The organism is Methylomusa anaerophila (assembly GCF_003966895.1).
Taxonomy (GTDB): Bacteria; Bacillota; Negativicutes; order Sporomusales; family Sporomusaceae; genus Methylomusa; species Methylomusa anaerophila.
This window is the reverse complement of sequence record NZ_AP018449.1, coordinates 2,583,286-2,595,501: the sequence shown is the minus strand read 5'-3', so window position 1 is coordinate 2,595,501 and position 12,216 is coordinate 2,583,286. Positions and strand designations below refer to the sequence as shown.

The window sequence follows — 12,216 nt, the reverse complement described above, 5'->3', positions numbered from 1 at the left end:
TTTTTTCCTCTCTAGTTCAACTATTTCAATTCACACTGAGAGCAAGCCCGCGCTGCTAGGAAGGTTGACCAGACTGGCTTCGATCTTTTCCGCTACAGGCAATTCCATACTTGGGCAATCTTTATACATTGGCAGTTTATTTATCAAAGTCCATGCCGGCCGCACCATCAGTCCGTTACCTCGAAACATAGTAATCAGCCTATTTCGTAATTCGATGTCCGTATTTTGCAACAAAATCACATTTAACCAATAGTTACTCTTGGAAAACCTAGGTTCCGTAAAAAAGGTAACACCGTGTATGTCTTTTAGCGCTTTAGCATATAAGTCGGCAAGAGCTCGCTTGCGCTTGATAAATATAGCCATTTGCTCCAGTTGAGCACAACCTAACGCAGCATTTATGTTGGGCATGCGGTAATTATACCCTACCATGTCATGATAAAAAGCCCAGTCGTGGGGAACTTTCGCCGTAGTGCTAAGATGTTTTGCCAGCCTGCCTAATCTTTCATCATTCGTCATGACGGCTCCGCCGCCACCGGTAGTTATAATTTTATTTCCATTAAAACTTAACGCTGAAACCACTCCATGGTTACCGGTGTGCCTGCCTTTATAATACGAACCTAAAGATTCCGCAGCATCCTCTACAAGCATTAACTTATAGGTATTGCATACTTCAACGAGTGCATCCAAGTCTACTGAGTGACCGAAAGTATGCATCGGCAACACCGCTTTAATGCGGCGACCGGTAGTTTTATTATAGCAACTTCCATTTTTTAGAATTGCAATCTTCTGTAAATACTTGTCTAACCGAATGGGGTCAATTCCCAATGTATGTTCTTCACTATCAGCAAAGTGGCAAACCGCACCGCAGTGGGATACAGCATTGGCAGTGGCGACGAAAGTAAGCGCCGGAACCAAAATTTCATCATCTGGTTCAGTCTCAATTACTTTCAGACATAAGTGTAACGCAACTGTCCCGTTTGCAACTGCTATTGCTTTTTTCACCCCAGTAAAATCAGCCAATTTGAGTTCAAACTGATCCACAAACTTTCCAACTGATGAAACCCATCCTGTATCGATGCATTCCTTCAAATATTTCCACTCGTTACCTTGAAAGCAAGGCTCATGAAGACCTATATTCTGTTGATAAGGAAGAACTGCCTTAACGGATTCAACGATCCTGGTTAAGTCAGTATCTGTTTTCATATGTTATACACACCCGCCTTATAGCTGTTCAAATTGTTCGGGTCTGTAAACCACTCCACGGTTTCCTTTAAACCTCTTTTCAACCCTTCTTTTCCTCCATATACCGGCTCCCAGCCAAGCAGTGTCCTGGCCTTTGCATTATCCGCCCATAATCTTTCAACTTCGCTTTTCTCCGGTCTTAAGCGCTGATTGTCAGTCTCAATCGTCATATTTACACCCATTATTTGACTAATTAAAGCTGCAACCTCGCCAACCGATATTTCATAATTGCTGCCGATATTTATAATCTCACCTATGGCTTGATCAGCCTCTGCAATTGCAATAAAACCCCTCACAGTATCTTTAACGTAGTTAAAATCGCGTGTAGGATTAGTTGCACCCAACCTAATGTCAGATTTTCCATTCGCCAGTTGTGTAATAATGGTTGGTATTACAGCCCTGGCTGACTGCCGTGGACCGTAAGTGTTGAAAGGCCGGATGATGGCGACAGGCACATTAAAAGAACGATAAAAGGACATAGCCATTTGATCCGCCCCGATTTTAGATGCAGAATATGGCGATTGTCCTTGCAACGGATGATCTTCGGTTATCGGCACAAATTGAGCTGAACCATACACTTCACTAGTGGATGTGTGAACGACTTTATTTATCCCAAGCTCTTTGGCCGCCTGAACAATATTTAAGGTGCCTTTGATATTTGTGTCTACATATGTGTCGGGAGAATGATAGGAGTAAGGAATAGCAATCAGGGCCGCCAAGTGGAGCACAACCTGACATCCTTTCATCGCAGCCTTCACACCATGTGGGTCACGAATATCGCCGGCAAAAACATCCAGCTCCGACTTGATGCTGACAGGAGAAGCATCAAGCCAACCCCACGAGTTGAAAGAATTGTACATGACAAACGCCCTTACGTCACAGCCCTGTCGAATAAGTTCCTCAGTTAAATGGGAGCCAATAAAACCATCCGCCCCGGTAATCAGGATCTTGTTTCCCTGCAACTTCATTTTTTCACCTATTCTGTTTGTATTTCATCTTCACAGGTTTTTTTATTCTCCATAATGGTTTCAATGTTTTGTTTTAAACAAGCCAGGTAGGCATGTACTTCTATCATTTTTCTCGTAATAATATTTCGGACAGAGTTCAATTGTTCTTCCTCGGAACCGGATAACCCATTATCCCAAAATCCGTGAAATGCAACAAATAAGGACTGCAGTTCGGGTTCGACAATTTCTTTATAAAGTGCCACAGACTGTAATTGTTTGTCCAAGGCTTGTATCTTCTTAAGAGTTTCAACAGCCGTTCTTTTGCTATTTTCATCTTTAAATAAGTCAATATCATTTATCTTCGAAAAAAGCTTGGAAATCTTCCCTGTTATTCGGAGACCACGTTTAACCTGAGGCAGCAGTTTCTTCAAAGCAAGCTGAAAATCTTTCGCCGGAACTTCTTGCAGTACTGTCTCTATTTGCGCTTGAATATCTCCGGCAGCAGGCAAACTATCAAGTACCTCTTTGAGAGTTACATTTTCAACCCCCTCAATACCTAGCCCACCTTCAGTAGCATTGACGAACCGGACACGGCCTTGATAGTAGCGTACTTCATCTTCCAAGGTAAGTTTAATAGTATAGTAACCTAAAGGGGAAATTACTTCGTTACCGTAGATATCCTTCTTATGATATACCTCTAAGTTAGTATTATTAGTATCAGCTGTCTGACCGTCGGCGTATATTTTGTTATTATATGAGCACATATCCTGTCCGACAAATATGATATTACTACATTGCAGTTCCGCCAGGGCGCATGCGGCTGCATTTGCCACCGATGTGCCAATCGGAAAGAGGATTAAAGGAAGATTGGATTGACGATAAATGTATGTACCCAAATTATCCGTCCGACTTATCATTCTTACAAGCGGTCCGGGATATTGCGGCGCAATCTCATGATATAGCATGTTCATAAAAAAAAGCGGTACACTAGTGTCCGAAATATCGTCAAAATACGCCTTTTCCAGCGAGTTGGAATCAAGCCCCATGCGAAAGTGAGGTCTTATACCCCTATTGTTAAGTATATGAACTGTTTTACCTACAGCGACTATAACCGCTTTTTCTTTTGCCTTTTCTAAAAGGTGAATATTTTTTTCCAACGATGGGCCTGCCGACACAATAATAGCTGTCTTTCCCTTGAAAAAATCGATGAAGTTTTCCATCGCATGGGCGGGAACGGTCATATTCAGTACACTGTTTTTTGTCATTGCCAATATATGCCGTTGCATGCTCCGGATACCGATCTTGCTTAAGCGTACCTTGTCTACAACCCGTTCAGCAAATTCCCTATGGTATTCAGCAAAAATAGTTCTATAGCTGACATGATTGCCAAAAAACACACACGTATTCTCACCCATGGACACTGTGTCGATGATAGTATCTACAGCGATTCTAGGCGGGCAGTTGACAGCTAATATGACTTTGTCCAATGCGCGTTCCGGAATCAACTGAGAAAATTCAATTTCATGCAGTAAATGCTTGAATATGGAAAAAGTTGGCTCTACAACGATTAATTTCTTTAAAGAACGAAATCTATCAAAAATATACGGAAGAGCTTGTCCCGAACCCAGACCAAAAAGAACAATGTCGTCCGTTTCATCTTCCGCGTCTTGAAACATCCATTCCAATTCATGGTCGATACTATAGACGCTATGCAAAAAGCATCTGGAACTACCATTTGACAGCAGATAAGAACCCTCACATTTATCTACATTATCTACTTGAACAACAATCAAAGAATCTTCGTCCGCTTTAATGCGCTGAGCCAATAAAGGATAATTTGCTTCAAAAAACTGTATGTTTTTTGCGTAATAGCTCATGCCAGCGCCTCCGGTTCCGAATACAACATATTATGAATTTCAAAAAATATTAAGTCTGCTAACAGCAAATAATCCTTATTTTCCAGAGCAATCATACAGTTTTGAGCAAGGATATTAACCTTTTGCGTATAATCCGAATCGTTGCTTATCGCTGCTAACTGCTCCAGTGCCACAGTCGTCGCCTTTATAGCATCCTGAATTTTATAGTCAAAAACCAATTTTCGGATTTGAGCGGATTGCTCCAAAATTTGCTTATGCATGTGATCATTCTCCTAATTGAGGAAATCATTACATAATCTAAATGTAGATATCATAAGGAGCTCAAGAAAAAATCTTGAGCTCCTTATATATAGAGTTATTGAAGATTCTTACCGCAGAAGTTGCAGAACCCCTTGCGGCAATTGGTTGGCTTGCGCCAGCATGGCAGTAGCGGCTTGGTTCAGAATGTTGTTCTTAGTAAAGTTCATCATTTCCTTGGACATGTCTACGTCACGAATACGGGATTCGGCAGCAGACAGGTTTTCGGAAGCAACACCCAAATTGTTGATAGTGTGCTCTAAGCGGTTTTGATAAGCACCGAGTCTAGCTCTTTCATTGGAAACTTTGTCAATAGCTTGTTGATAAACACTGATTGACGCGTTGGCCGAAGCTTGAGTGCTTATTCCTGCTACACCAGCGGATATGCCAAGCGCACCTGCACCCAGAGTTATGATATTAACGGATATTACCTGACCAGTGTTAGCACCGATATGGAATTTGCCGGAGAAAGTACCGTGAAGAAGATCTTTGGTATTGAACTGGGTGGTATTGGCAATACGGTCAATTTCGATTTTGAGTTGGCTTACTTCTTTCTGCAATTGACTACGGTCAGTGGAAGTATTAGTATCGTTGGCTGATTGGACAGCCAGTTCGCGCATACGTTGGAGAATGGCATGAGTTTCATTCAGAGCGCCTTCAGCGGTTTGGATCAAAGAGATACCGTCTTGAGCATTTTTGGAAGCCATGTCGAGACCACGGATTTGGCCGCGCATTTTTTCGGAAATAGCCAGACCGGCAGCGTCGTCGCCGGCACGGTTGATACGGAGACCGGAAGACAGTTTTTCCAGGGATTTAGAGGTAGCGCTGTTGTTGATGCTCAGCTGACGCTGGGTGTTGATTGCGGAAATATTGTGGTTGATAATCATTAGGGATATTCCTCCTTGAATTTCATTATTGGGGCATCCTTGCCCAATATTGTTACGCCCTGCGCCTGTCCCGTCATCGGCCGCTGGCAGGAAGGCGCCGCCAGACGTCTCTATTTATATATCGTCATCATTCGGCAAAATATTAATAGTGTCTTTGAAATTTCTTTGAAATTTCTTTGATTTTTACCATCTGTTTTTTATGTTTTTATGTTTTTTATACCATTTAATATCTCAAGATTTGGTCCCTCTTGCGCCGCTTTCTTATTCTCGTCAATTATGGCCTGATAAATTTCGCCGCGATAGATTTTTATATCTTTGGGAGCATCGATGGCAACGCGCACGCTTTCGCCCTTGATTTCGACAATGGTAAGGGTTATGGTGTCGCCGATGATGATCCGCTCCCCGGTCTTTCGTGTCAGAGCCAGCATATTACTTACCCACCTCCGCGGTATCGATCTTCTTAAACAGCTTGTGGCGGGTAGTGTATTCCGTTCTTTCAAGCACGATTTGTTTTCCCTTCCTGCTTTGTCGGGTTATAACCAGGGGAGCTAACAGGTTGGCCGTCATGTTTTCGACTTTTGCGGGAAAAGTGATAATGACATAGACTTCCGGCGTATTCTTATCACTTAGTTCCAAATTAGCGATAGTTTGGTCGTCAATCTCAAACTCATAATTGGGGAAAAAGGAAAAAGGTTCGGCCAGCAAGAAGGTTAAATCCGGGTCGGTAAGTGACTGTAAAAAGAAAAACGGACTTTCCGACTTATAGGGAAGAAGAGCAAAAGCTTTTTCCTGGGGAAATCCTGGCAGACCCTCGGGAAAATTTATTACTTCCCGCTCACTGATCTCTATTTCACCTAATCTTGTGGAATTTATGATCATTTATGCTCACCTCGTCAATATAATAATACATTATTGAGCTCTTTAAATGCAAGAAAGCGCCGGAATTTCTTCCGGCACTCAGCTTGTTAAGCATACACATCCCACTTCTCTTTGGTTGTCCACATTCTGATGCTGTTATATCGTGACGGCCGGATATCCACCTGTCCCCACGCAAAATTATTTTCCACCCTGCCGGGATGGAACGCAACGTTTACTTTGCCGGCTTGCGGTTGAAACTCCAGTTTATCCGGCGTATAGCGAATTTGTGGCCGTTCAACATGAGTCAATTCCACTTCGGTTTCAGGCGGCTGCAGGCGTTCATAGGCAATATCGGCAGCAGCGTTTGTTTTCTTTTCATTTTGCGCCATCCGGTCGCCATCCTGGGATATCCTGGCGGCAAACTCAGCCGCCTGCCGCATACCTGCCGCGGCAATATCATGAGCCATATCCGCAAAGTTTCTTATGCCTCGGGAATACCAGCTGGGATACTGGTCAATGTCCAGTCCGCCTCTAACCCGCGTAATTTCCACCTTGGCCGCTTCGGAATTCATCGCCATGGCCGGCAGGGTACTTTTCAACTCAAGCTGAGGGGGCTTGATGTTCAGTTGGATTTGGGCATACTGCTGCCTGATATTAACGCGGAGCATTTAATCATCCCCACTTTGCGAGCATTCCTAGTTTAAAAAGTCGGCTAAAGAAACCGGCATAATGCGCGCACCTACGGAAAGAGCGGTGCGGTATACGGTCTCGGCTGTTTTAAAATCAACAATGCCTTTGGAAAGGTCCAAGTCCTCGTTGGCGCCGATATCGGCGTTAATTTGCGTATTAAACTTGGTCAGCATGTTTTCCGCCATCTCGTAGGCAACGGAACGGGAACCGATTGTCGTCTGGGCTTTGAGAACCTGGTCGTGGATTTTGTCAATATTGCCAAGACCTGTGCCGGAAAGCCAGGTAAGATCGGGAGGATTCTTTTGAAACTCCTGCTTGATTTGGATCAACATATTAAATACGTCGCAGATTTTTGTGTCATTGGTGCCATCCCCGTCCATATCCACAGCTGTCAGGGCATGGGTATCCGGATCACCGAAAAGATCCTGACCGGTAAGGTTGACACTGTCCTGAGCAGGAGTTACCGCTCCCGGCTTGATGACCATGGATATTTTTTGCGTGTCGCCGTTGTAAACCACTTGATCCGTTTGCGGCGTCACGCCATCTGCCTCAAACAAGCCTGCAGCCGTGGCGACTGCAGCAGGGACGTTCTGCCGCTCAAACGGCGGTTTACTGTTCATCCTGTCGGCTTGTCCGGCAAAAATATAACGGTCGCCCAGTTTCGTGTTGCCGAGCTCAACCATATGATTGATAAGTCCGTCCAGTTGTTCCGCTATGGTCTCATAGGCAATTGCCGGGTTCGGTTCTATACCCCCGATGACAAGTTCGCGAGCGCTTTGGATGACATTATTTATATCATAGAGCGCTCCGTCAGTGGTTTCCATCCATGATCTGGCATCGGAAACATGCTTGGTATATTCCTCATTTTCCGTCAAACTCACGGTAAACCGCAGGCTGCGCATGGTCTTGACCGGATCGTCGGAAGGCCGGTGAATGGCCTTGCCGTCGGCAAGCTGCTCCTGGAGGGTGTATTGCTTGTTGAGAGACTTATTTAAACTGGACAGAAAGTTATAATAAACCATATTATTGGAAATACGCGTGACCATTCTTCTCCGCCTCCTTATCGGCCGACAACGCCGGTGCCGTTGATTAGCTTGTCATAGCTTTCGTCCAGAGCGGTGAGGACTCTGGCAATGGAGCTATATCCCTTCTGAAACCTGATCATATTGGATAATTCCTCGTCCATGTTCACGCCGGATACCGATTCCCGGGCGTTGGTAATCTGGTCCACCAAGGTTTGCTGATTATCTGTAAGTCTCTTGGCGTTTTGCTTCTGAACGCCCAAAGTTCCCACCGATGTTTGATAATAGGAGTCCAGGGACATACTGCCGATAGTGGCGGAAATATCCGTTTTCAAACGGTTGCCAAGATTAACGGCATTATCGCCGGCGGCGACACCCTGGAAGGAATCATTGTCAACCGTGAACGTATACGTGTTGCCAACAATATTATCAGTGTCGGTGGCGATACGGATTCGTACTCCGTTGGGCAAAGTAAACACATCGGCCGTGCCCGTATCCGGCGTTAATTGAGTCACGGCGCCTGCCACCGAGCAGGTCACGCCGGTCACCCGGCCGTCGGCATTAACGCCGCTGATGGTCACAGTATAGCTTAGCGGCGCGGCAAGGGGTAAAGTCCCTGTAAATTTTCCGCTTAGACTGGCATCTCCCCCGTTATAGTTACTCTTCGTTATCGCCAGAGAACCAAACTGGGTCCGGGCAGCCACTTTGGAAGTCCCGTCTGAGGGAGCAAGCAAAGCCGGATTTACCTGCAAGGCATTAATCCACTGATAATTTGCCGGAGCAGCGGTACCAAAAATAGCGGCAAAATTTGTTGCATCATTGTAATTCTCAGTGGCAGTCCCAAAAAAATTTATGTCGGTGTTGCCATTTAAATCAATGCCGCCCCGGTGCACATCGTTAAATTCCTCTAACAGAAACTTGCTCACGCCGGCCAGCTTGTCCAGATAACCTTTTACGCCGTAAATATCCGAATCGCGAACATCCATTAACCCGCGAATTTCTCCGTTGGAAAAATTGATAACCTTAGTAGGATCGTCCTTAAACACGACGTTATAGATTTCGTAATTATACTGCCCGGTGGCTTCCGGGCCTTTTTGAATATCCAGTTGATTGACATTATGCCCGTCAACCAGCACTCCGCCGGTAGTTTGCACCACGTAATTCCCGTCACTGTCTTCCCGGACATTTACGTTGATGATCCCGGACAGCTGATCAACCAGATAGTCGCGCCGGTCTCTCAGATCGTTGGCATTACTGGCGCCGCCCATTTCCTGCAGGGAAATTGATTTGTTCAGCGACAAAATCTCGGCTGTAATCTGGTTGACCGTGCCGACGCGCTTGTCAATCACATCATTGATATCATCCACCGTACTCCACAGCTGGTCCTTGGCCGTTTGGACGGCATCCGCCAGTTGTACGCCGCGCTGAATGACTTCCGACCGGTTGGCGGCATTTGAGCCATCGGTAGACAGATTGCTCCATGCCGTCCAAAAGGAATCCAATATAGACTGGATGCCGGTATCGGAAGGATCACCAAAAATAGTTTCGATTTTTCCCAGGTTATCCTGAATGGTTTGTCCGTAGGATAAAGTGGGGGACTCGTCCCACATCTGCCGGTCCAGCAAAACGTCCCTGGCCCGGGTAATGGAAGTAATGGAAACACCGGTGCCAATCTGTTTAGGACCGCTGCCGGCATAGATAGTCTGGGAAAATGTAGCCGCCACATTCACCCGCTGGCGGGAATAGCCGTCGGAACTGGCGTTGGCGACGTTGTGGCCGACGGTGTCCAAAGCCATCTGTTGGGCAAATAAACCGCGTGTTACCGTATTAAGACCGCTAAACGTAGATCTCATTCATTTCCACCTTCATTTCAAATTTGCATCTTTAAAATACACAAGCTATACTGTTAATAATCGATACTATTAAGGAGTCAGAATCAAGGAGTCAGAATTCAGAATAGGCGTTAGCTGTCTTCATTCTGGTTTTTGAATTCCGGCTTCTGACTAGAGTAACTATTCAAGCGCCTGAGTAGTGACTCTATACTTTCCAGTCAAGTATGGAGCGGGGTTGGGGTTGACTGGCCTGCGGGCTGTAAGTGGGCTCGGCTGCAGCCTGGGTCATGACATTGATACTGAAATTAATATATTCCAACGATTGATTAATTAGCTTGGTGTTTAACTGATTTAAAGCGACCAGTTCTTTTACCAGGCTTGCAATCTGCTCCCCGATTGATTCAATCCTGGCAGCCGTTTGTTCATCCGCCAATTCCTTCACTTGCATCAGGGTGGGGTTGGCAGCTGATAAATTATGCCGGGCAATAATTTGTTCAATCGCCGCTTGCCGCGACTTTTCCAGTTTGCCAGCCTCAATAATCAACAATTCCTCCTGCCTGGTGATGGATTCGACTTCCTGAATATTTACCGCCACAAGAGCCTCGCGTTTTTGCCGGCTTAATTCCAGCAGGGTCTGATATAGCTGGATGGTTTGGTGCATGATGGTAATCAGCTTTTCCCAAATGGCAGTCATTCTAAGAGAACCCCTCTCAATATTAAAATAATTAAAGTTTAAAGTTTAACGGCCAATTTTCGAATAGGCTATGATCTGGTTGGCAATATCCTCGGCACTGACTTTGTAATTGCCGGCGGCGATACGGTTTGCAAACTCCTTTACCTTGGCTTCTCTCACTTCAGGCAAATCACGGATGTTTTTCAATATCTGGCTGAACTCCTGCGCCTGGCTGGACAGCACAACCTCATCCGGGCGCTGGGAAGAACCGGGGCTTAGGGGTGAAGCCGGTTTTGCGGCGCTCTTGCTCTGTCCGTAGACTTTTGATACGTTTTGGATATTTTTTATATTCATAAACTCGCACCTCTTGAGGAAAATCTCACTATTATTATCGAAAAAAAATACAGGGATATTAATCCCCGTTTAAAACTTTTTAAAACTTTTTTTCAATCTCTTTTTTCGGGTTGTTAAGATTTCCATACATGCGCGAATACTCTTGGTGGGAAATTCCGTCCTTCTTGCTTTTTTCTTCCTTTTGCTTCCATACATCTAATTGGTCCATGAGGCTTTTACTGCATTCATAGCAGATCCGCCCGCTGCTGATTAATTCGCCGCAACTCTCACAGGGGTAAAGGATTTCCCCGACAATGCGGCCGCGCCGCAACAAATGCAGGATTATCTTATGCTTGACGCCTGTTGCTTTGTGTATTTCGTCAATGGTTGCTTTATTTTTATCCCGTAAATATTCGACGACTTTCTCCGCATCCTCCTCTTCCTGATGGTAACAGTCAGGGCACATTTTGTATGAGTTTTCCAGGTACACCTTGCCGCATTCGGGGCAATTCGCCAGTTCCATGCCATAGTCCTCCTTTGACACTTGTCTGATTACATTCTATAATAAAAGGTAATATTTGTCCTAGGGCTTTTGTCTCATTTTTTGTAAAAAATGGCGTTTTTGCTGTTTATATGCAGGATTATGTTGAATTTTAGCAAATTATATACTTGCTCTAATTACGGCCCTTGATTTTATCAACTTTAACAACTTTAACAACTTTAACAACTTTAAGATGAAAGGCAGCTTGTCATGTATATGTTGACACTTATGGAAGACCCGGACGTTTATCCCGACGGCGGGGAAGCGTCAAACAGTATAATTGCAAGCCTATTGCATCTCATCGAACTGAAAAACTTCAAATTATTTCTCCATAGTCAGCAGGTGGCCAATTATTCTGTCAGTGTGGCTGCCAAGATGCGTCTGTCCCCAGAGGAAATTGAGCGGATCCGTTTGGCTGCGCTGCTGCATGACCTGGGGCATTTGACCGTTCCCAATGCGATACTGGCTAAAATGCCTTACCTCTCCACCCGCGAAATGAGCGTATTTAAGAATCATTGCAATGCCGGCAGCGCCATGTTGGAAAATATCTCCTGCTGTCAGGAGCTTATTCCCTATATCCGGCATCATCATGAGCGTTTTGACGGCAAAGGATATCCGAAAAGACTGAAAGGGGTTAATATTCCTCTCGGGGCCAGAATCATCGCCGTAACCAATTACTATGACCGGTTTATCAATCCTTGCACTCACTTTTGGGTAAAAACGCGGGATGAAGCGGCACAGGAGCTGTTCAGCCTGTCCGGCATGGCTTTTGATCCTGATGTGGTGAAAGCTTTTGTCGATGCATTGGGGTAGTGGCTGCCTATTAAGATGGGGAACTGCTTAGAAACCGTCATCTGCTTCGTTGTTCCTGCGGTCCTCACTCCAGCGTACAACCAGTACGCTTGCGTTCCGGTCCTCATCACGCCTAGACGGTCTGACTATGATAGTTCGAACTGTAATTAGCAAATATCATTACAATAAGTTTTTTTCATATGCAACGGTATCTAACAGTTTCTA

At 45.1% G+C, this 12,216-nt stretch carries 15 protein-coding genes; 2 read left to right on the top strand and 13 right to left on the bottom strand.

The features are described from left to right. Nucleotides 1–30: 30 nt before the first annotated feature. The 5 genes from MAMMFC1_RS11730 to MAMMFC1_RS11710 form a co-directional block, all read right to left on the bottom strand. On the bottom strand, nucleotides 31–1,203 hold the full coding sequence (locus MAMMFC1_RS11730; protein ID WP_126308688.1) for a LegC family aminotransferase: 1,173 nt from the start codon (nucleotides 1,201–1,203) through the stop codon (nucleotides 31–33). After that, nucleotides 1,200–2,210 carry an NAD-dependent 4,6-dehydratase LegB gene (locus MAMMFC1_RS11725; RefSeq protein ID WP_126308687.1) on the bottom strand — a complete coding sequence of 337 codons (1,011 nt, stop codon included), beginning with the start codon at nucleotides 2,208–2,210 and terminating at the stop codon, nucleotides 1,200–1,202. Before MAMMFC1_RS11725 ends, MAMMFC1_RS11730 begins: the two co-directional genes overlap by 4 nt. 8 nt (nucleotides 2,211–2,218) lie before the next feature. Beyond that, nucleotides 2,219–4,066, bottom strand: coding sequence for a motility associated factor glycosyltransferase family protein (locus MAMMFC1_RS11720; protein WP_126308686.1), 1,848 nt, complete (start codon nucleotides 4,064–4,066; stop codon nucleotides 2,219–2,221). Next, nucleotides 4,063–4,326: a hypothetical protein gene (locus tag MAMMFC1_RS11715; RefSeq protein ID WP_126308685.1), complete on the bottom strand. Its 264-nt coding sequence runs from the start codon at nucleotides 4,324–4,326 to the stop codon at nucleotides 4,063–4,065. The genes MAMMFC1_RS11720 and MAMMFC1_RS11715 overlap by 4 nt, the downstream gene beginning before the upstream one ends. A 108-nt stretch (nucleotides 4,327–4,434) precedes the next feature. Beyond that, a complete protein-coding gene (locus MAMMFC1_RS11710) occupies nucleotides 4,435–5,250 on the bottom strand; it encodes a flagellin N-terminal helical domain-containing protein (protein ID WP_126308684.1) in 816 nt (271 codons plus the stop codon). Nucleotides 5,251–5,265: 15 nt separating this feature from the next. Between MAMMFC1_RS11710 and MAMMFC1_RS21490 the strand changes: the two genes are divergently transcribed. Next, nucleotides 5,266–5,430, top strand: a complete 165-nt coding sequence (locus MAMMFC1_RS21490) for a hypothetical protein (RefSeq protein WP_158618744.1) — start codon at nucleotides 5,266–5,268, stop codon at nucleotides 5,428–5,430. A gap of 17 nt (nucleotides 5,431–5,447) precedes the next feature. On the opposite strand, the gene csrA is transcribed toward MAMMFC1_RS21490, so the two are convergent. The 8 genes from csrA to MAMMFC1_RS11670 form a co-directional block, all read right to left on the bottom strand. Further along, nucleotides 5,448–5,678 carry a carbon storage regulator CsrA gene (gene csrA, locus MAMMFC1_RS11705; protein ID WP_126308683.1) on the bottom strand — a complete coding sequence of 77 codons (231 nt, stop codon included), beginning with the start codon at nucleotides 5,676–5,678 and terminating at the stop codon, nucleotides 5,448–5,450. Nucleotide 5,679: 1 nt separating this feature from the next. Then, nucleotides 5,680–6,129, bottom strand: a complete 450-nt coding sequence (gene fliW, locus MAMMFC1_RS11700; protein ID WP_126308682.1) for a flagellar assembly protein FliW — start codon at nucleotides 6,127–6,129, stop codon at nucleotides 5,680–5,682. Between the two features lie 86 nt (nucleotides 6,130–6,215). Continuing rightward, nucleotides 6,216–6,776: a DUF6470 family protein gene (locus tag MAMMFC1_RS11695; RefSeq protein WP_126308681.1), complete on the bottom strand. Its 561-nt coding sequence runs from the start codon at nucleotides 6,774–6,776 to the stop codon at nucleotides 6,216–6,218. Nucleotides 6,777–6,803: 27 nt separating this feature from the next. Then, nucleotides 6,804–7,844 carry a flagellar hook-associated protein FlgL gene (gene flgL / locus MAMMFC1_RS11690; RefSeq protein WP_126308680.1) on the bottom strand — a complete coding sequence of 347 codons (1,041 nt, stop codon included), beginning with the start codon at nucleotides 7,842–7,844 and terminating at the stop codon, nucleotides 6,804–6,806. Between the two features lie 14 nt (nucleotides 7,845–7,858). Then, complete coding sequence (flgK, locus tag MAMMFC1_RS11685; protein WP_126308679.1) at nucleotides 7,859–9,673, bottom strand: flagellar hook-associated protein FlgK; 1,815 nt, start codon at nucleotides 9,671–9,673, stop codon at nucleotides 7,859–7,861. Nucleotides 9,674–9,857: 184 nt separating this feature from the next. Continuing rightward, on the bottom strand, nucleotides 9,858–10,346 hold the full coding sequence (locus MAMMFC1_RS11680; RefSeq protein ID WP_126308678.1) for a flagellar protein FlgN: 489 nt from the start codon (nucleotides 10,344–10,346) through the stop codon (nucleotides 9,858–9,860). Nucleotides 10,347–10,391: 45 nt separating this feature from the next. After that, entirely contained in the window at nucleotides 10,392–10,679 is a 288-nt protein-coding gene (gene flgM, locus MAMMFC1_RS11675; RefSeq protein ID WP_126308677.1) for a flagellar biosynthesis anti-sigma factor FlgM, read from the bottom strand. Nucleotides 10,680–10,758: 79 nt separating this feature from the next. Next, complete coding sequence (locus tag MAMMFC1_RS11670; RefSeq protein ID WP_126308676.1) at nucleotides 10,759–11,181, bottom strand: flagellar protein; 423 nt, start codon at nucleotides 11,179–11,181, stop codon at nucleotides 10,759–10,761. A gap of 234 nt (nucleotides 11,182–11,415) precedes the next feature. Here MAMMFC1_RS11670 and MAMMFC1_RS11665 point away from each other — a divergent pair, with 234 nt between their 5' ends. Next, nucleotides 11,416–12,012, top strand: a complete 597-nt coding sequence (locus tag MAMMFC1_RS11665; RefSeq protein ID WP_232035425.1) for an HD-GYP domain-containing protein — start codon at nucleotides 11,416–11,418, stop codon at nucleotides 12,010–12,012. Nucleotides 12,013–12,216 lie beyond the last annotated feature (204 nt).